Origin of the sequence: Streptomyces sp. NPDC002057, assembly GCF_040296665.1 — a bacterium.
Taxonomy (GTDB): domain Bacteria; phylum Actinomycetota; class Actinomycetes; order Streptomycetales; family Streptomycetaceae; genus Streptomyces.
In genome coordinates, this window is record NZ_JBEOXR010000030.1 from 1 (window position 1) to 18,161 (window position 18,161).

Genomic DNA, 18,161 nt, shown 5'->3' on the forward strand with positions numbered 1-18,161 from the left:
GATCGTGAACGTCGTGCCGTCGGGGCCTGCCGTATTGAATACTGCGGGCATGGCCGGTCCGGTGCGGCCCCGAGCGCGGCCGGGGCCTTTCCCGTGCCTCCGGCGATGCCGGGGATACGCCGAAGGGGCCCGACGCTGATGCGTCGGGCCCCTTCTGAAGCGGTAGCGGAGGGATTTGAACCCTCGGTGAGTTTCCCCACACTCGCTTTCGAGGCGAGCTCCTTCGGCCGCTCGGACACGCTACCGAGAGAGAGCTTAGCCGAAACTTCCGCCGCGATGAAATCCGTATCCCCGGCGAGGTCGGGAGGGGGCTCAGCGGGTGCGGAAGAAGGCCGTCAGCTGCTCCGCGCACTCCTCGCCGAGCACGCCCTCGATCACCTCGGGGCGGTGGTTGAGCCGCCGGTCCCGCACGAGGTCCCAGAGCGAACCGGTCGCGCCGGCCTTCTCGTCCGGCGCGCCGAACACCACCCGATCGACCCGCGACTGGACGAGCGCGCCCGCGCACATCACGCACGGCTCCAGGGTCACGACGAGCGTGCAGCCCGTCAGACGCCACTCCCCGGTCGCCGCGGCCGCGCGCCGCAGCGCCAGTACCTCCGCGTGCGCGGTGGGGTCACCGGTCGCCTCACGCTCGTTGTGCGCGCGGGCGATCACCGTGCCGTCGGGGGCGAGCACGACCGCGCCGACCGGTACGTCACCGGCCGGCACGGCAGCGTCGGCCTCGGCGAGAGCGATCCGCATGGCAGCCCGCCAGGGGTCCCGTACGGGATCGGACTCCCGACCACCGCTCACGGGACCGCTCACGGGGTCGGGAACAGGTACAGCGGGTGCCACTAGCGGACGGCCTCCAGGACCTCGGCGGCCCCCAGCGCGTCCGCGATCTCCGAGAGCGCGTCGGTTTCGAGTGCCAGCAGGTCGGCCGGAGACAGGCCGAGGTCCGCGAGGATCAGCCGGTCGCCGACCGGAGCGGCCGGTACGGCCTCCGCGGCGACGCTCGTCTCCTCGTCGTCCTCGTCCGGGGCGCCGTCGAGCGGCTCCCCGTCCTCCGTGCCGTCCAGGTCCAGCGACTCGAGCTCGTCGACGAGCTCGTCCAGGTCGTCGCCGAGAATCTCCCGGGTGAGGATCTCCCCGTACGAGGAACGGGCGGCGGCGGCGCCGTCCGAGACGTAGATGCGAGGGTCTTCCTCACCCTCGATCCGTACGATCCCGAACCACGCGTCCTCCTGCTCGATGAAGACGATCACCGTGTCGTCGTCCGAGGCCTCGCGAGCGAGCTCGGTCAGATCCGACAGGGTCTCCACGTCGTCGAGCTCCGTGTCGCTCGCTTCCCACCCGTCTTCGGTGCGCGCGAGCAGTGCGGCGAAGTACACCTGACTCTCTCCCACTGATCAGAGGTGTGACGATCCGGCGGCGCCCTGCTGAAGGCCCGCCCAATCGGCATCGTGACAGAAACGGCGCCCACAGGAGAGGTCTTCGGCTCTTGCGTCGTGCATCAGTCTGAACGACCCCGCCATAGGGCGGGCGTGCGACCCCGGCGCACGCAGGGGGCGCACCGGGGAGGGCCGCAGGTCGGCGCGGGCGGGCCCCTCACCAGCGGAAGGTCCGCATCCGCATTTGCTGGCGCATCCGGGCGGCCCGCGCGCGTCTCGGCTGCACGCGCTCGCGCAGCGCCTTGGCCTCGTTCAGCTCGCGGAGGAACTGGGCGCGTCGCCTGCGGCGCTCCGCGTCGGTCTCCTGCTCCGGCTTCCGTGCCGCCCTCTCGGCGGTTCCCTCGGCCGGTCGTTCCAGGTCGGGCATGGGTCACTCCACCCCATCGCTGGGTCCCTGTGTCCCCCACCTTCCCCCAGCGGCGTGGGTCGATGCCAGTGCGCGGCGGGCTACTGTTGAGTCATGCGTCTCCACGTCGTCGACCACCCTCTGGTCGCCCACAAGCTCACCACTCTGCGCGACAAGCGCACGGATTCCGCGACCTTCCGTCGGCTCGCCGACGAGCTGGTCACCCTGCTCGCCTACGAGGCCACCAGGGACGTCCGGACCGAGCAGGTCGACATCGAGACCCCCGTCACGCCCACGACCGGCGTGAAGCTCTCGTACCCGCGTCCGCTGGTCGTCCCGATCCTGCGCGCCGGGCTCGGCATGCTCGACGGCATGGTCCGGCTGCTCCCGACCGCCGAGGTCGGCTTCCTCGGCATGATCCGCAACGAGGAGACGCTGGAGGCGTCGACCTACGCCACGCGGATGCCGGAGGACCTCTCGGGCCGCCAGGTGTACGTCCTGGACCCGATGCTGGCGACCGGCGGCACGCTGGTCGCGGCGATCCAGGAGCTCATCAGGCGTGGCGCGGACGACGTGACCGCGGTCGTGCTCCTCGCCGCCCCGGAGGGCGTCGAGGTCATGGAGCGGGAGCTCGCGGGCACCCCCGTCACCGTCGTGACGGCCTCGGTCGACGAGCGTCTCAACGAGAACGGCTACATCGTCCCGGGCCTGGGCGACGCGGGCGACCGCATGTACGGCTCCGCCGAGTAAAGGAGCTGTCGGCTCCGCCGAACAGCGGAACCATCGGCTCCGCCGAGCGGCTCCTCAGGGGTGCGTCGGCCGGAGCGTCAGCACTTTCCGGTCGGTACGGGCGCGGGCCTGGTCAGGGCGACCAGGGCCGCGTCCGCCGTCGTTTTCGGGGACAGGTTCTTGAAGGCGGTCCCGATGATCAGGTCCACGTCCGCCGTGGCCCGGGTGTCCGTCCTGGTCGTGGCGCCCTTGAGCTGGGTGCCGAGGACCGGGAAGACGCCCTTGGTGGCGGTCGTGGCACCGAGCAGCAGACCCGCGCCGGGAACCTTCTTGTCGTAGGCGGTGGGTGCGTTCCCCACCTTGCCGATCTTGAAGCCGCGTTTCTTGAGCTCGTCCGCGGTCGTCTTGGCGAGACCGCTGCGCGGGGTCGCGTTGTAGACGTTGACCGTGATCTGGCCGGGCTTGGGGAGCGCGGTGGCGGGCGCGCCGGTCGCCTTCGGGGCGGGTTTGCAGTCGGACTGCTTCCCGGCCGTCGTCTTCTTGCCCTCGTCGCCGGAGAAGACGTCGACGAGCTGGAGCGTGCCCCAGCCGGCCGCGCCGAGCACGACCACGGCGGCGGCGGCCGCGAGGACGATCCTGCGCCGGCGCCGCGGGCGGCGCATGCGGGGGTAGGTGTCCCCTGTGATGCGGTACTTTCCGCCCATTCCAGGGGGAGTGAGCATGCTCATGAGCGCAGCGTAATGCCGCCCGTCGGCGATGCCTACTTGATGATCATGTGATCGCGTCCGGATGGGGGCGAACTGACCCCGAAAGGGTCAGCGGGGACGGGGCCGGTGGGCGCCGTCAGTCCATTTCCAGAACGCGGGCGTGCAGCACCTGACGCTGCTGGAGCGCCGCGCGGACGGCGCGGTGCAGTCCGTCCTCGAGGTAGAGATCGCCCTGCCACTTCACGACGTGCGCGAAGAGGTCGCCGTAGAAGGTGGAGTCCTCGGCGAGCAGCGTCTCCAGGTCCAGCTGGCCCTTGGTGGTGACCAGCTGATCGAGGCGGACCGGGCGCGGGGCGACGTCCGCCCACTGCCGGGTGCTTTCCCGGCCGTGGTCGGGATACGGCTTTCCGTTTCCGATGCGCTTGAAGATCACACGGAAAGCCTACCGGGCGAGCGGCTCCCGGCGCAGCCATGCATGGGCAGTGGGATGCTGGTGCAAACCGTGACAAAACCGAAATTGGGGTGCCGTGATGAGCGTGAGCGAGCAGCCACCGGCCGACGCCGGAGGGGCCTCGGAGGCCCCTCCGGCCGAAGCGGCGCCCGCCTCCCCGGAGGCCCCGGGAGCCCCGGAAGCCGGGCCCGGAGCGCGGCCGGAGGCCCCGGCCGCTCCCCTCGACGGGCCCGCCGCCGAGATCGCCGCCGGGTACGCCTTCGAGGGCGCGGCACTCGATCTGGGGGCTCTGCTCTGGGACGGCGTCTGTCACCCGGACGCGCCGATCCGCATCCCGCTTCCCGTCCTCAACCGCCACGGCCTGGTGGCCGGCGCGACGGGCACGGGCAAGACGAAGACGCTCCAACTGATCGCCGAGCAGCTCTCGGCGCACGGCGTGCCGGTCTTCCTCGCCGACATCAAGGGTGACGTCTCCGGCGTCTCGGCCCCCGGCCAGGACGGCGAGAAGGTCAGGGAGCGGGCGGCCCAGGTCGGCCAGGAGTGGCGGGCGACCGGCTTCCCCTGCGAGTTCTACGGCCTCGGCGGCACCGGCCCCGGCATCCCGGTGCGCGCGACGGTGACCAGCTTCGGCCCCGTACTCCTGTCGAAGGTGCTCCAGCTCAACCAGACGCAGGAGCAGTCGCTCGGCCTGATCTTCCACTACGCCGACGCCAAGGGCCTGGAGCTGGTGGACCTGAAGGACCTCCGGGCGGTGGTGGCGTTCCTGGTCTCGGACACCGGGAAGGCCGAGCTCAAGGGGATCGGCGGTCTTTCGACGGTGACGGCCGGGGTGATCCTGCGGTCGATCACGGCCTTCGAGCAGCAGGGCGCGGGGGACTTCTTCGGGGAGCCGGAGTTCGACACGTCCGACTTCCTGCGGACGGCGGCGGACGGGCGGGGTGTCGTCTCGGTCCTGGAGCTGCCGGCCGTGCAGGACAAGCCGCAGCTCTTCTCGACCTTCCTGATGTGGATGCTGGCGGACCTCTTCCACGACCTTCCTGAGGTCGGCGACCTGGAGAAGCCGAAGCTGGTCTTCTTCTTCGACGAGGCGCACCTGCTCTTCGGCGGGGCGTCGAAGGCGTTCCTGGCCTCCATCACCCAGACCGTGCGGCTGATCCGCTCGAAGGGGGTCGGCGTCTTCTTCGTGACGCAGACGCCGAAGGACGTGCCCTCGGACGTGCTCGCCCAGCTCGGCAACCGGGTGCAGCACGCGCTGCGCGCCTTCACGCCGGACGACGCGAAGGCCCTCAAGGCGACGGTGCGGACCTTCCCGAACTCGCCGTACGACCTGGAGGAGGTGCTCACGGGCCTCGGTACGGGCGAGGCGGTGATCACCGTACTGAGCGAGCGGGGTGCCCCGACGCCGGTGGCGGCGACCCGGCTGCGGGCGCCGGAGTCGCTGATGGGGCCGGTCGACGCGGCGGCCCTGGACGCGGCGGTGAAGGGCTCGGCGCTGTACGGGCGGTACGCGGTGGCGGTGGACCGCGAGTCGGCGTACGAGAAGCTGACGGCCGAGCAGCGGGCGGCGGAGGCGGCGGCCCTGGAGGCGGCGGCGGCGAAGGAGGCCGAGAAGGCCGCGAAGGAGGCCGGGAAGGAGTCCGCGAAAGGCGGAGCGAGGGCTCCGAAGCCGGAACCCTCGCTCGCCGAACAGGTGGTGGGCAGTGGGATCTTCACGTCCCTCGCCCGGTCGATCGGCACCCAGCTGGGCCGGGAGATCAGCCGGTCGATCTTCGGGACCGCCCGCCGCGGGCGGTGACGGTCCTCACGGGGACGGGTCCTACTCGGTGACCTCGTGGTGGTCGCCGTGCAGGCCGCCGCCGCTGCCCGCGTCGCCCGTGGTCGGGACGGAGACGACCGGCTTGCGGAGCGAGGAGATGTCGTGGGCGTAGGTGCCCACGGCGTTGGCGATGACGTCGATGTTGATGTCGAACGCCTTGCGGTTGACGTTCTTCAGGTCGTCGCCCTTGGCGTGGTAGTTCACGTCGTACGCGATGCCCGCCTGGCCGCCGAACTTGGCGGCCTGGCCGGCGGTCTTGATGCCCTCGGCGCCGGTGAACGTACCGCCGGAGGGGATGCCGACCCCGATGAACGGGCCGTAGTCGGAGCGGCCGGTGAAGTCGGTGCCCTCGTGCGGGATGCCGCCCTTGTCGAGGAAGTCGTTGATGTCGCGCTCCAGCTGGGCCGAGCCCGCCGGGCCCGCGCCGGCGCCGGTGGCGTCCGAGTCGTCGCCGTCGTAGACGAACAGGCCGTAGTTCGGCGACGCGATCATGTCGAAGTTCAGGTAGAGCTTGATCTCGCTCTTGTCGAGCGCGGTCAGGTTCTTCACGTAGTGCTCGGAGCCGAGGAGACCGTTCTCCTCCGCCGACCACCAGGCGAAGCGGACCTTGTTGCGGACCTTCTCCTTCGACGCGGCGAGCTCCAGGGCGGTCTGCAGGAGACCGGCGGAGCCCGAGCCGTTGTCGTTGATGCCGGGGCCGGCGGTGACGGAGTCGAGGTGCGAGCCGAGCATCACGGTGTTGGCGGCGTTGCCGCCCTTCGTCTCCGCGATGACGTTGTTGGTGGAACGGATCTGCTGGAGCTGGCGGATCTCCAGGGAGAGCGAGACCGGGCCGTTCGCGAGGTCGGCGGCGAGCTGGTTGCCCTCGGCCTGGGTGAGACCACCGGTCGGGATCTTGCCGGCGGTCGCGGCACCGAGGGTGCCGGAGAGGGCGCCGTCGGTGTTGTTGTAGATGATCGCGGCGGCGGCACCGGCCGCGGCGGCGTTCTCCTGCTTCACCGCGAAGGTGCAGCCACCGCGCTTGATCAGCGCGATCTTGCCGGTGAAGGTGCCGCTCGCGAAGTCGCCCGGCTCGCAGCCGGTGGTGCCGTCCGCGTCCACGGGAACGGCCACGAGGCCGGCCGTGATGCCGCCGACCGGGGTCGACTTGGTGTACGTCATCGCCTTGATGTCCAGCGTGCGCGGCGCGGGCGAGACGACGGAGGCCTTCTCGGCCTGCGTCTCCGTGTACTCGAAGTCGAACCTCTGGTACGAGACGTTGTAGCCGGCCTTCTTGAGCTGCGTGTACACGTACGCGGCCGAGGCGTCGTGGCCGAGGGAGCCGGCCGCGCGGTGACCGCCGGCCGAGTCGGCTATCGCCTGGAACTTCTGCAGGTGCTTGAAGGCGTCCTGACCGGTGGTTTCGCGGACCAGCTTCTTCGCCAGCTTGGCGGCATCGCGAGCGGGGGCCGCGTTGGGGTCCTGCTTCGCGGTCGCGGTGCCACTGAGGACCAGCGGGGTGGCGAGGGCGGCGGCGGCCAGAATGGCCGCGGCTCGGCGCTGGGTAGCGTTCACAGAAGTCCTTCCCGTTACGGACGAGGTTGAGGGGAAGTTAGCGATCTGCGGGGCCTCCTGTGAACACCTTCTCCACAATTCCTGTCACCTTGAGCAGGATTGACATCTGGAATTATCAATTCCCGGATGGTTTCGCATCCTTGGCGGCTTTCGCGGCTTTCGCTGCCGCCTTCATCTCCTGCTTGTGCGCCCGCACCTTCGCCAGCGACTCCGGACCCGTGATGTCGGCCGCCGAGCGGTACGCGCCCTGCTCGCCGTACGGCCCCGCCGCCTCCCGCCAGCCCGCCGGCCGCACCCCGTACTGCTTGCCGAGCAGGGCCAGGAAGATCTGCGCCTTCTGCTTGCCGAAACCGGGCAGCGCCTGGAGCCGCGCGAGCAGCTCCTTCCCGGTCGCCGCGTCCGCCCACACGGCCTCGGCGTCACCCCCGTACTCCTCGACCAGGAAGGCGCACAGCTGCTGCACGCGCTGCGCCATCGACCCCGGGTAGCGGTGCACGGCCGGCTTCTCGGAGAGCAGCGCGGCGAACTCCTCCGGGTCCCGGGCGGCGATCTCGTGCGCGTCGAGATCGTCCGCGCCGAGCCGCGAGGCGATGGTGTACGGCCCCGAGAAGGCCCACTCCATCGGAACCTGCTGGTCGAGGAGCATGCCGACGAGCGCGGCGAGCGGGGACCGGCCGAGCAGCGCGTCGGCGTCCGGCTGCTGCGCGAGGTGGATGTCGGGGGTCTGGGAGCGGGGGCCCGTGGACTTGGTGCTCATGTACCGATCATCCCGCCGGGGCCGGGCGTCCGCCCGGTGGATTCACCCCTTCGCGAAGCCGTCCAGGGCGCTGAGCAGGTGTTTCCGGGTCTCCTCGCCGCCCAGGTGACCGGCGCCCTCGATCACCCGGAGCCGGGCGTCCGGCCAGGCCCGCGCCAGCTCCCAGGCGGTGTCGAGGGGCCCGGCCAGGTCGCCGCGGCCGTGGACCAGGACGCCGGGGATTCCGGCGAGCCGGTGGGCGTCGCGGAGCAGGGCGCCCTCCTCCAGCCAGGCGCCGTGCGCGAAGAAGTGCGAGCAGATCCGCACGAAGCCGAGCCGGGTGTCGTCGACCCGGTCGATGTACGGGGTGCCCATCCCCTCCAGGGAGAGCACGGCGTCCTCCCAGGCGCACCAGTCGGCGGCGGCCTGCCGGCGTACGGCGAGGTCGGGGTGGCCCATGAGGGCGGCGTAGGCGGCCACCAGACCGGACACCCCGGCCCCCGGCTCCGTCCCCGCTTCCACCCCGGTCCACGGCTCCGTCCCGGCCCCCGCCACCGTGCCCGCGCCGGCCCGGAAGCGGGCGTGCGCCTCGGGGAAGAAGCGGGCGGCTCCCTCGTACAGCCAGTGGATCTCGGAGCGGCGGGTGGTGGTCACCCCGTTGAGCACGATCGCCGAGACCCGCTCGGGGTGGGCCTGCGCGTACGCCAGGATCAGCGTGGAGCCCCAGGAGCCGCCGTACAGCAGCCACCGGTCGATCCCCAGGTGCTCGCGCAGCCGCTCCATGTCGGCGACCAGGTGCGCGGTGGTGTTCACGCCCATGTCGGCGGCCGGATCGCTCGCGTGCGGGGTGGAGCGGCCGCAGCCGCGCTGGTCGAAGAGGACCAGGCGGTACGCCTCCGGGTCGAAGTACCGCCGGTTGTGCGGGGAGGAACCGGAGCCGGGCCCGCCGTGGACGACGAGCGCGGGCCTGCCGGACGGGTTGCCGGAGACCTCCCAGTGGACGCGGTTGCCGTCGCCCACGTCGAGCAGTCCCTGGTCGTACGGTGCGGTCTCCGGGTACATCCGGCCGAGCCTAGGGGATGTCCTGCCGATCGGGCCGGGCTCGCGCCCGATCCGGCCGGATCGGACCGGGCACCCCCGGCCGCCGCCGGGCGCGGCTACCGGGCCCCGATCCGTACCGCCGGGTCCTCGCACCACTTCAGGAGCGAGGGCCACTCCCCGTACCCCGAGTCCGGGCTGAGGTGCGCGCCGCCGGGCACGAAGTCCCTGTCGAGTCCGAGCGGGTCGCCGTAGTGCACGTCGGCGCCCTCGGGGGCGTACGGGTCCCCGTCGCCGTACACCAGACGCGCGTCGAGCCCCGTCTCGGTGAGGTCGAGGCCGTCGGCGAAGGCGGCGATCCCGGGGATCGACGCGGTCACCGGCGGTGACGGCGGTGCGACGAGCAGCACCCGGTCGGCGTCGGGTCTGCGGGCGCCCGCGCGCAGCCAGAGCAGCACCGAGAGGCTGTGCGCGAGCACCACGAACTCGCCCTCGGCCGGTCGCCCGCCGTGCTCCTCCAGGGCGGCGAGCCAGGCGTCGAGGACGGGCGCCTCGGGCTCGGGCAGCTGCGGGTAGCGGACCTCGTGGCCGCGTTCCCGCAGCTCCCCGGCGAGCCAGTGCTGCCAGTGCCCGGGCGGGCGGCGGTTCTGGTAGCCGTGCAGGATCAGATAGGTGGTCATGGCAGGATCCTGCGACCGGCGCCGGCCCCCGGTCCACCGCTGTCCACGGACCGGGGCGCCGCGCCGTTCGGGGCCGGCTCAGCCGCCCACGTACTCCTTGAGGTGACGGGCGGTCAGGGTGTCGGCCTTGTCGACGAGTTGGGCGGGCGTGCCCTCGAAGACGATCCGGCCGCCGTCGTGGCCCGCGCCGGGGCCGAGGTCGATCAGCCAGTCGGCGTGGGCCATCACGGCCTGGTGGTGCTCGATCACGACGACCGTGTTGCCGGCCTCGACGAGCCGGTCGAGGAGGGCGAGCAGCTTGTCGACGTCGGCGAGGTGGAGGCCGGTGGTCGGCTCGTCGAGGACGTAGACGGCGGCCTTCTCCGCCATGTGGATGGCGAGCTTGATCCGCTGCCGCTCGCCGCCCGAGAGCGTGTTGAGCGGCTGGCCGAGGCGGAGGTAGCCGAGGCCGACGTCCTTGAGGCGGCCGAGGATCGTGCGGGCCTGGCTCTTGGCCGTGAAGAAGTCGTGGGCCTCCTCGATCGACAGGGACAGGACCTCGTGGATGTTCTTCCCGTCCAGCCGGTAGGTGAGGACCTCGGGCGTGAACCGCTTGCCCTCGCACTCCTCGCAGACCGAGGCCACGCCCGCCGCGATGGCCAGGTCGGTGTAGACGAGCCCGAGGCCGTTGCAGCGCGGGCAGGCGCCCTCCGAGTTGGCGCTGAAGAGGGCCGGCTTGACGCCGTTGGCCTTGGCGAAGGCGGTACGGATCGGGCCGAGGAGTCCCGTGTACGTCGCCGGGTTCGAGCGGCGCGAGCCCCGGATGGGGGACTGGTCGGCGACGACGACCCCCTCGCGGCCCGGCAGGTTGCCGTGGATCAGCGAGGACTTCCCGGAGCCCGCCACGCCCGTGACCACGGTCAGGACCCCGGTCGGGATCTCGACGCTCACGTCCTTGAGGTTGTGCTGCGTGGCGCCGGTGATGGCGAGGGCGCCGGTGGGCACCCGTACCTCCGTCCGGAGCTTCGCCCGGTGCGCGAGGTGGTTCCCGGTGAGGGTGCCGGAGGTGCGCAGCCCCGGCACGTTCCCGCTGTAGCAGATCTCGCCGCCCGCGGTCCCGGCCCGCGGCCCGAGGTCGACCACGTGGTCGGCGATCTCGATGACCTCGGGCTTGTGCTCGACGACGAGGACGGTGTTGCCCTTGTCGCGCAGCCGCAGCAGCAGGTCGTTCATGCGCCGGACGTCGTGCGGGTGCAGTCCGGTGGTGGGCTCGTCGAAGACGTACGTGACGTCGGTGAGCGGGGAGCCGAGGTGGCGGACCATCTTCACGCGCTGGGCCTCGCCGCCGGAGAGCGTGCCGGAGGACCGGTCGAGGGAGAGGTAGCCGAGGCCGATCTCGACGAGCGAGTCGAGCAGCTCGCGCAGGCCGGCGAGGAGCGGGGCGACGGAGGGCTCCTCGATCCGGCGCACGAACGCGGCGAGGTCGCTGATCTGCATCGCCGAGCACTCGGCGATGTTCACGCCCTCGATGCGGGAGGACAGCGCGGCCCGGGTGAGCCGGGCGCCCTCGCACTCCGGGCAGGTGCGGAAGCCGACGGCCCGGTCGACGAAGGCCCGGATGTGGGCCTGCATGGCCTCCCGGTCCTTGGAGAGGACGGTCCGCTGGAGCTTCACCACGAGGCCCTCGTAGGTGAAGTTGTTGGTGCCGACCTTCACCTTGCAGGACGGCTTGTGGAGGAAGTCCTCCCACTCCCGCTCGGTGAAGTCCGCCAGCTTCTTGTCGGGGTCGTAGAAACCGGAGTGGGCCATGATCTGCCACATCCAGGAGTCGACGGCGTACCCCGGCACGGTGATGGCGCCCTCGTTGAGGGACTTCGTGCGGTCGACGAGCTCGTCGACGTCGATGTCCGAGACCTGGCCGGCGCCCTCGCAGCGCGGACACATGCCCTCGGGCAGGTTGAAGCTGAACGCCCCCGAGGTGCCGACGTGCGGGGTGCCGAGGCGGCTGAAGACGATCCGCAGCATCGTGTACGCGTCGGTGGCGGTGCCGACGGTGGAGCGGGAGTTGGCGCCCATCCGCTCCTGGTCGACGACGATCGCCGCGCTCAGGTTGTGCAGTCCGTCGACGTCGGGGCGGGCGAGGGACGGCATGAAGGACTGCAGGAAGGCGCTGTAGGTCTCGTTGATCAGGCGCTGCGACTCGGCGGCGATGGTGCCGAAGACGAGGGAGGACTTGCCGGAGCCGGAGACGCCGGTGAAGACGGTGAGGCGGCGCTTGGGGAGGTCGACGTCGACGTTCCTGAGGTTGTTCTCCCGGGCCCCGCGGACCTGGATGACGTGGTGGCTGTCCGCTGCGACGGGGTGGTTCATGCGTGCGCCCTCCGATGGTCTGCCTGCTTGCCCGGGAAGGGTACTCTATACATCGTACGAAGTTAGTGTTCACGGCTCTGACCTGCAAGAATGAGCCAAGAGCTGGTGACGCGCGACGCGGCGGGAACGGAACGACATGGTGACGGCGAAGGGGAAGAACAGCAGTGGCGCGGGCGACCCGGCCCGCACCCTGGAACTCCTGTGGCGCGACGGCTCCACCGCCCCGGCCGGACGCCGGGGCCCCCGGCAGGGCCTCACCGTCGACGCCGTCGTCGACGCCGCCCTCGCCCTCGCCGACGGCGGCGGCCTCGACGCCCTGACCATGCGCGCGGTCGCCCAGCACCTCGGCGTGACCCCGATGACGCTCTACACGTACGTCCCCGGCAAGGCCGAGCTCCTCGACCTCATGCTGGACACCGTCTTCCTCCGCGTGGACCGGCCGCCGTTCCGTCCCGACGAGCCCTGGCGGGCCCGCGTCACGGCGGTCGCCGACGCCAACCGCGCCCTGCACCTGCGCCACCCCTGGCTGGTCGAACTCCGCATCGTACGGGCTCCGTTGGGGCCCGGCGTGATGGCCAAGTACGAGTACGAGCTGGCCGCCTTCGAAGGCCTCGGCCTCGACGACGTGGCCCGCGACTCGGCCCTGACGTACGTCCTCGGCTTCGTGCAGTCCGGCGCGCGGGCGGAGCTCGACGCGCGGGCCGTGGAGCGGGAGAGCGCGATGTCCGACGGGGAGTGGTGGGAGGCCCACGAGCCGCTGCTCGCCAAGGCGCTGGACGAGTCGCGGTTCCCGCTGGCGACGCGGGTGGGGGAGGCCTCGGCGATCGCGTACAACGGCCTGTACGACGCGGACCACGCGTACGGCTTCGGCCTGGCACGGGTCCTGGACGGGCTGGCGGCGCTGGGCGGGGCGTGAGGGGCGGAGGGCTCTCGGCCCTCAGGCCCGCAGGCGGAGCAGCTCCCGCACGCCCTCCTTGAGGCGGTCCGCCGACAGTTCCTGCTCGACCGTCAGATGGTGCACGACGTCCGGCGAGAACGGCGCGAGCAGCAGGTGCGCGAGGAGCGCGCTGTCGGACCCGGGCCGCAGCTGCCCGATGAGCAGGGCCACGTGCGTGTGCATCACCCGGTAGGCGCCGCTGTGGTAGCGGGCGCGGGGGGCGGCGGAGTGCGCGGCGAGCAGGATCTCGCGCTGCTCGCCGACCCGGTCGACGAGCGCGTCGAGGAAGGCGTCGAGCCGTTCGGCGGCCGGCGCGCCCGGCCCGAGCGGCGTCGGGCCGCTCATGTACGCCTCCTGGAACCGGCGCTCGCGTTCGTCGAGGAGCGCCCACAGGAGCTGGGAGACGTCGCCGAAGCGGCGGTAGACGGTGCCGACGCCGATGCCGCTGGCGTGGGCGACCTGGTTCATGGTGACCGCCTGGGGGCCGTCCTCGGCGACGATCCGGGCGGCCGCGTCGAGGATCTTGCGCCGGTTGCGGGCCGCGTCGGCGCGCTCGGGGGCGGGGGCGCCGACGGTGGGGAGCAGGCCGAGCGGCGAGGCCGCCGCCGTGTCTCCGGCCCGCGGGTTCTCCGTGCTCATCTGCCGACTCCTCTGCCCGTGGCGCGCTGTCCCTCGCGCGCCGTTCTCCGTGTGCCTCGTCCGCGTCCCGTCTCCCCCTGCTCCGGTCGCTCCTCGATGTGAGCATACCCGCCGCCCTTGCGAACCGGATAGCAATCCGCTTAACCTCGAACCGAAGCGGAAAGTAATCCGGTTGAGGAGATTCGTCATGTCCGTCAAGGTCGCCGTCATCTACTACTCGGCCACCGGTGCCGTCCACCGGCTGGCGCAGGCCGTCGCCGAGGGGGCCGAGAAGACCGGCGCCGAGGTGCGCCTGCGCCGGGTGCCCGAACTCGCCCCCGACGCCGCCGTCGACGCCAACCCGGCCTGGCGCGCCCATGTGGACGCCACCACCGACGTGGAGGTCGCCACGCTGGAGGACCTGGAGTGGGCGGACGCGTACGCGCTCGGCTCCCCGACCCGCTTCGGCAACGTGGCCGCACAGCTGAAGCAGTACGTCGACACCGCGGGCGGCCTGTGGCAGCGGGGCGTCATGGCGGACAAGCCCGCGACCGCCTTCACCAGCGCGCACAACCCGCACGGCGGCAACGAGTCCACCCTGCTCGCGCTCTACAACACCTTCCACCACTGGGGCTCGGTCATCGTCTCGCCCGGCTTCACCGACCCGGCGGTGTACGCGGCCGGCGGCAACCCGTACGGCACCGCGCACCCGGGCGCGAACGGCGCCCCGGGCGAGAACGTCCTCGCGGCCGCCCGCTACCAGGGCGAGCGCCTGACGAGGATCGCGAAGCGCCTGAAGGGCCTCGCGGTCGACTGACGGACCGGGGGCGACCGGCCGGAGAGCCGACCGGTCGGAGGGCGACGGGCTGGAGGGTCGACCGGCCGGAGGGTCTACGGGCCGGAAGGTCTACGGGCCGGGCGGGGCTTCTACGCGAGGGAGAGGAAGAGCTTCTCCAGCCGGGCCCGCATCGCGTCGCGGTCCTCGCCGTTCCGGCGCCCGTCCTCGACGTCGGTCAGGCACTGCTGGAGTCCGGTCGCGATGATGGCGAACCCGGCCCGGTCGAGGGCCCGGGAGGCGGCGGCCAGCTGGGTCACGACCTCCTCGCAGTCCCGGCCCTCCTCGATCATCCGGATCACGCCGGCGATCTGGCCCTGTGCCCTGCGCAGCCGGTTCAGTACCGCCTTCAGCTCCGCGCCGGCGAGATCCAGTTCCACAGCCACTCCTCCACAGATACCCCAGGGGGTAACTTACTCCCCGCACGGGGTTCCGTCGAAGACCAAGGATGACACCTGGGCCCGAGGAGCCACGTACACGTCAGGGCGCGGGGGCGTACCGGCCGAGGAACATCTCCACCCCGTCGACGACGAGCCGCTCGCCCAGTTCCTCGGTGAGCTCCGCCCCGTACTGCTCGAACACCATGTGCGGGAAGACGAGCAGCGAGTAGAGCTGGAGGACGGCGACCTCCAGGTCGGGGACGTCGAGGAGGCCCCGGTCCGCGAGGGCGCGCAGGGCGTCCGCGACGGCGGGATGGTGGCCGGCCGGGCCGTGCGCGCGCCAGGCGCGGCCCAGCTCGGGGAAGCGGTGGAGTTCGGTGGCGACGAGGGTGCGCAGGGCGCGGCCCTCGGTGTCGGCGCGTACGGCGCGGCCCCAGGCGTGACCGGCCTCGGTGAGCGCGGCCTTGAGCGCGTCGGGGCCGTCGGCCCGGGTGAGGCGTGAGAGGTCGGGCCCTTCCTCCGCCTGTCCGTCGGCGGCCAGGGGCTCGTCGAGGACGCCCGCGACGACGGCGGTGAAGAGGGCTTCCTTGCTGCCGAAGTGGTTGTAGACGGTCACCTTGGAGACGCCGGCCTCGGCCGCGATGGCGTCCATGCCGACGCCGAAGCCCTCGCGGAGGAAGAGGTCGCGGGCGGCCCGCACGACGGCCTGCCGCTTGCGGGCGGCGCGGGCGCCGGTGGGGGCGGGCTTGGGGGGCTGGGCGTCCATGGGTCCACCCTAGCAACGGAAGTGTACTCTTGAGTTCAACTGTACTGACCCGTACAGTTCAGTTATGCCCACCCAAGCCGCCGTGCCCTCCCCCGCCCCTGCCCACCCGCACCCCGACCCGCGCCGCTGGACGGCCCTCGGGCTGATCTGTGCGGCCCAGTTCATGCTGGTCCTCGACGTGACGGTGGTGAACGTCGCCCTGCCCGCGCTCGCCACCGACCTCGAACTCGGGCGCACCGCCCTGACCTGGGTCATCACCGCGTACACCCTCTGCTTCGGCGGGCTCATGCTCCTCGGCGGACGCCTCGCCGACGCCCTCGGCGCCCGGCGCGTCCTCCTCACCGGACTGGCCCTCTTCACCGCCGCGTCCCTGGCCTGCGGCCTCGCGCCGAACGCGACCGTCCTGCTCGGCGGCCGCGTCGCCCAGGGCGTCGGGGCCGCGCTCCTCTCGCCGGCGGCACTCGCCCTGGTCACCACGGCGTTCCACGGCACGGAACGCCCCAGGGCCCTCGGCATCTGGGCCGCCATCGGCGGCACGGGCTCGGCCGTGGGCGTCCTCCTGGGCGGCGCCCTCACGGCGGGCCCGGGCTGGCCGTGGATCTTCTACGTCAACGTCCCCGTGGGACTCGCGGTCCTCGCACTGCTCCCGAGGTACGTGGCGAAGACGCCGCCGCGGGGCGAGCGGGAAGGAGACGGGGCGGGTACGGGCACCGGCGCCGCCCTGGACATCCCCGGCGCCCTCCTCGTCACGGCCGCGACCGGCACGCTCGTCTACGCCCTGGTCAGGGCGGGAGACTCCGGCTGGACGGCGGCGGCGACCCTGCTGCCCCTGCTCGGCTCGTTCGCGCTCTACGCCTGCTTCACGGCGGCCGAGCGCAGGACCCGCACCCCGCTGATGGACCCGCGGACGCTCACCCGGCGACCGGTCGTCGCGGGCTCACTCCTGATGCTGGTGGCGACGGCGCTGCTGATCTCGTTCTTCTTCCTGGGCTCGATGCAGCTCCAGCACCTCCACCACCTCGACGCCCTCCGCACCGGCCTCCTCTTCCTCCCGGTGGCCCTCACCACGGCGATCGGCGCACACCTGGGCGCCCGCCTCGTGACCACGGCCGGCCCGCGCGCCTGCGCGACGGGAGGGCTGGCCGTCGCGGCCCTCGGCTGCCTGCCGCTGACCTTCCTCAGCCCCGGCTCCGGCCCCTGGACCACCCTCCTCCCGTCCCTGGCGACGGCGGCGCTCGGCCTGGGCGCGGTCTTCGTCACGGCGACGACGACGGCCCTGGGCCTGATCGCCCCGCACGAGGCGGGCCTCGCGTCCGGCATCGTGAACACGTTCCACGAGCTGGGCGGCTCCATCGGCGTGGCGATCGTCTCGACCCTCGCCCTGACCACCACGACCCCCACCCCGGACGGCCTCACGACGGCCTACACCCTCTGCACCCTGACAGCGGCGACCGCCGCCCTCACCTCCCCCCTCCTGATCCCCCGAGGCCGCCCCCATTCCACGGGCGGCCCCCACGGGGTGCACTGACGGCCTGGCCGGCCGTCAGTCCTGGGCCGGCCGTCAGTCCTGGGTCGGCCCCGTCTCGTCGACCGGGCGGATGACCACCGGGTACGCCGGGGCGCCGGCCGGCTGGGGGCAGCGGGCGACCTGGGCGGCGATCTCCGTGACGCGTTCCAGCGAGGCGCAGTCGAGGAGCCAGTAGCCGGCGATGACCTCCTTCGTCTCCGCGTACGGGCCGTCGGTGACGACCGGCCTGCCGTCGCCGTCCACCGTCACGAACCGGGCGGTGGACGGGGCCGCGAGGCCCTGGGCGTCGACCATCTCGCCGTTGGCCGCCAGCTCCTCGTTGATGGCGTTCATGTGCGCGAACATCGCTTCGAGGTCCGACTTGTTCCAGGCGGGGCTGTCCTCGCTGGGGCGGCCCACCATGGCCTCGTAGTCGGCCTGCGCGCCCTCCACCATCACCAGGTACTTCATGACGTCCTCCTCGTTTCTCGTTTCCGGCTCTCCTGCGGGTACTGCCTCTCGCAGGAGAGTCGGAGCCGCCGGGCCGTTCTCGACACCGCGACGGGCCCCGGCCGGAAAAACAGGAGAAATCACCCGCCCGCACCATGATCTCGGTGTGAACGCCTTCAGCTTCTCCGCCGCCTTCATCACCTTCTTCTCCGTCGTCGGCCCCCCGAAGGTCCTCCTCGCCTTCGCCGGCCTCGCGCAGGTCCACCCGGCCCGCCAGCTGCGGACCATCGCGCTCATCTCCTCCGGCGCGGCCGTGCTCGTCGGCCTCCTCACCGGCATCACCGCCCCGTGGCTGCTCGACGTCTTCCACATCAGCACCCCCGCGCTCCAGCTCGCGGGCGGCGTCATCTTCTTCATCTACGCCGTCGGGCTCGTCCTCGGCCTCCACCTCGGCTCGCCCACCACCCACCAGGACGCCCCCGACCTGGTCAGCGGGGTGCGGGAGCTGCTGATGCCGTACGTCGTGAGCCCGCTCGCGATGACCGCGGTGCTCATCGAGGCGGCGGCCCGGGACTCCTTCAGCTGGCGTTCCACGGTCGTCGGCGCGTACGTGGCCGTCATCGCCCTCGACCTGATCTGCGTCCTGCTCCTCGCCCGCGTCCTGCGCCGCACCCACCACGCCACGATCGAGCTCCTCGGCCGCCTGCTCGGTCTGCTGCTCGCCGCCGTCGGAGTCGACCTCATCCTCGACGGCCTCGCCGACCTGGGCGTCCCGGGCCTGTACGAACGCCACTGACGGGGCCGGACCCCGCCGTACCGCGCGGCCCCCTCA

20 protein-coding genes and 1 tRNA gene are annotated in these 18,161 nt (G+C 72.2%); 6 read left to right on the top strand and 15 right to left on the bottom strand.

Features of this window, described 5'->3' with window-relative positions:
* Window positions 1-160: 160 nt before the first annotated feature.
* From ABT129_RS22580 to ABT129_RS22595, 4 genes are all read right to left on the bottom strand, one after another.
* Window positions 161-245: transfer RNA gene (locus ABT129_RS22580), tRNA-Ser, on the bottom strand.
* Between the two features lie 67 nt (window positions 246-312).
* On the bottom strand, window positions 313-741 hold the full coding sequence (tadA, locus tag ABT129_RS22585; RefSeq protein WP_351904376.1) for a tRNA adenosine(34) deaminase TadA: 429 nt from the start codon (window positions 739-741) through the stop codon (window positions 313-315).
* 92 nt (window positions 742-833) lie between these two features.
* A complete protein-coding gene (locus tag ABT129_RS22590; protein WP_351904379.1) occupies window positions 834-1,370 on the bottom strand; it encodes a tRNA adenosine deaminase-associated protein in 537 nt (178 codons plus the stop codon).
* 217 nt (window positions 1,371-1,587) lie between these two features.
* Window positions 1,588-1,797, bottom strand: a complete 210-nt coding sequence (locus ABT129_RS22595; RefSeq protein WP_351904382.1) for a hypothetical protein — start codon at window positions 1,795-1,797, stop codon at window positions 1,588-1,590.
* Between the two features lie 93 nt (window positions 1,798-1,890).
* Here ABT129_RS22595 and upp point away from each other — a divergent pair, with 93 nt between their 5' ends.
* Window positions 1,891-2,526 (top strand): uracil phosphoribosyltransferase, encoded by a 636-nt coding sequence (upp, locus tag ABT129_RS22600; RefSeq protein ID WP_056564851.1) that lies wholly within the window; start codon window positions 1,891-1,893, stop codon window positions 2,524-2,526.
* A gap of 77 nt (window positions 2,527-2,603) precedes the next feature.
* On the opposite strand, the gene ABT129_RS22605 is transcribed toward upp, so the two are convergent.
* Together ABT129_RS22605 and ABT129_RS22610 are read right to left on the bottom strand one after the other, a co-directional pair.
* Window positions 2,604-3,233, bottom strand: coding sequence for a LytR C-terminal domain-containing protein (locus ABT129_RS22605; protein WP_351904385.1), 630 nt, complete (start codon window positions 3,231-3,233; stop codon window positions 2,604-2,606).
* Between the two features lie 115 nt (window positions 3,234-3,348).
* Window positions 3,349-3,645, bottom strand: a complete 297-nt coding sequence (locus ABT129_RS22610) for a type II toxin-antitoxin system VapB family antitoxin (RefSeq protein ID WP_015034993.1) — start codon at window positions 3,643-3,645, stop codon at window positions 3,349-3,351.
* 97 nt (window positions 3,646-3,742) lie between these two features.
* On the opposite strand from ABT129_RS22610, the gene ABT129_RS22615 reads away from it, so the two are divergent.
* Window positions 3,743-5,458: a helicase HerA-like domain-containing protein gene (locus ABT129_RS22615; protein ID WP_351904388.1), complete on the top strand. Its 1,716-nt coding sequence runs from the start codon at window positions 3,743-3,745 to the stop codon at window positions 5,456-5,458.
* Window positions 5,459-5,479: 21 nt separating this feature from the next.
* Here the strand turns inward: ABT129_RS22615 and ABT129_RS22620 are convergent, their stop codons facing one another.
* The 5 genes from ABT129_RS22620 to ABT129_RS22640 all read right to left on the bottom strand — a co-directional run bounded on the left by ABT129_RS22620 (window position 5,480) and on the right by ABT129_RS22640 (window position 11,836).
* On the bottom strand, window positions 5,480-7,033 hold the full coding sequence (locus tag ABT129_RS22620) for a M28 family metallopeptidase (protein ID WP_351904391.1): 1,554 nt from the start codon (window positions 7,031-7,033) through the stop codon (window positions 5,480-5,482).
* A 115-nt stretch (window positions 7,034-7,148) separates the two neighbouring features.
* Window positions 7,149-7,790 carry an HhH-GPD-type base excision DNA repair protein gene (locus ABT129_RS22625; protein WP_351904394.1) on the bottom strand — a complete coding sequence of 214 codons (642 nt, stop codon included), beginning with the start codon at window positions 7,788-7,790 and terminating at the stop codon, window positions 7,149-7,151.
* 42 nt (window positions 7,791-7,832) lie between these two features.
* A complete protein-coding gene (gene pip / locus ABT129_RS22630) occupies window positions 7,833-8,831 on the bottom strand; it encodes a prolyl aminopeptidase (RefSeq protein ID WP_351904397.1) in 999 nt (332 codons plus the stop codon).
* Between the two features lie 95 nt (window positions 8,832-8,926).
* Entirely contained in the window at window positions 8,927-9,487 is a 561-nt protein-coding gene (locus ABT129_RS22635) for an RBBP9/YdeN family alpha/beta hydrolase (protein ID WP_351904400.1), read from the bottom strand.
* A gap of 78 nt (window positions 9,488-9,565) precedes the next feature.
* Window positions 9,566-11,836: an ATP-binding cassette domain-containing protein gene (locus ABT129_RS22640; protein ID WP_351904403.1), complete on the bottom strand. Its 2,271-nt coding sequence runs from the start codon at window positions 11,834-11,836 to the stop codon at window positions 9,566-9,568.
* A gap of 136 nt (window positions 11,837-11,972) precedes the next feature.
* On the opposite strand from ABT129_RS22640, the gene ABT129_RS22645 reads away from it, so the two are divergent.
* Window positions 11,973-12,752: a TetR/AcrR family transcriptional regulator gene (locus ABT129_RS22645; protein ID WP_351904405.1), complete on the top strand. Its 780-nt coding sequence runs from the start codon at window positions 11,973-11,975 to the stop codon at window positions 12,750-12,752.
* Window positions 12,753-12,773: 21 nt separating this feature from the next.
* Here ABT129_RS22645 and ABT129_RS22650 read toward each other — a convergent pair whose 3' ends face one another.
* Window positions 12,774-13,412 (bottom strand): TetR/AcrR family transcriptional regulator, encoded by a 639-nt coding sequence (locus ABT129_RS22650; RefSeq protein ID WP_351904408.1) that lies wholly within the window; start codon window positions 13,410-13,412, stop codon window positions 12,774-12,776.
* A gap of 187 nt (window positions 13,413-13,599) precedes the next feature.
* Between ABT129_RS22650 and wrbA the strand changes: the two genes are divergently transcribed.
* Window positions 13,600-14,208: an NAD(P)H:quinone oxidoreductase gene (wrbA, locus tag ABT129_RS22655; RefSeq protein WP_351904411.1), complete on the top strand. Its 609-nt coding sequence runs from the start codon at window positions 13,600-13,602 to the stop codon at window positions 14,206-14,208.
* A gap of 110 nt (window positions 14,209-14,318) precedes the next feature.
* Here wrbA and ABT129_RS22660 read toward each other — a convergent pair whose 3' ends face one another.
* Entirely contained in the window at window positions 14,319-14,606 is a 288-nt protein-coding gene (locus tag ABT129_RS22660; protein WP_351904413.1) for a metal-sensitive transcriptional regulator, read from the bottom strand.
* A gap of 100 nt (window positions 14,607-14,706) precedes the next feature.
* A complete protein-coding gene (locus ABT129_RS22665) occupies window positions 14,707-15,372 on the bottom strand; it encodes a TetR/AcrR family transcriptional regulator (protein WP_351904416.1) in 666 nt (221 codons plus the stop codon).
* 64 nt (window positions 15,373-15,436) lie between these two features.
* Between ABT129_RS22665 and ABT129_RS22670 the strand changes: the two genes are divergently transcribed.
* Window positions 15,437-16,900: a DHA2 family efflux MFS transporter permease subunit gene (locus ABT129_RS22670; RefSeq protein WP_351904419.1), complete on the top strand. Its 1,464-nt coding sequence runs from the start codon at window positions 15,437-15,439 to the stop codon at window positions 16,898-16,900.
* A gap of 33 nt (window positions 16,901-16,933) precedes the next feature.
* On the opposite strand, the gene ABT129_RS22675 is transcribed toward ABT129_RS22670, so the two are convergent.
* On the bottom strand, window positions 16,934-17,350 hold the full coding sequence (locus tag ABT129_RS22675; protein WP_351904422.1) for a YciI family protein: 417 nt from the start codon (window positions 17,348-17,350) through the stop codon (window positions 16,934-16,936).
* A 145-nt stretch (window positions 17,351-17,495) separates the two neighbouring features.
* On the opposite strand from ABT129_RS22675, the gene ABT129_RS22680 reads away from it, so the two are divergent.
* Window positions 17,496-18,125, top strand: coding sequence for a MarC family protein (locus tag ABT129_RS22680; protein WP_351904425.1), 630 nt, complete (start codon window positions 17,496-17,498; stop codon window positions 18,123-18,125).
* Window positions 18,126-18,161 lie beyond the last annotated feature (36 nt).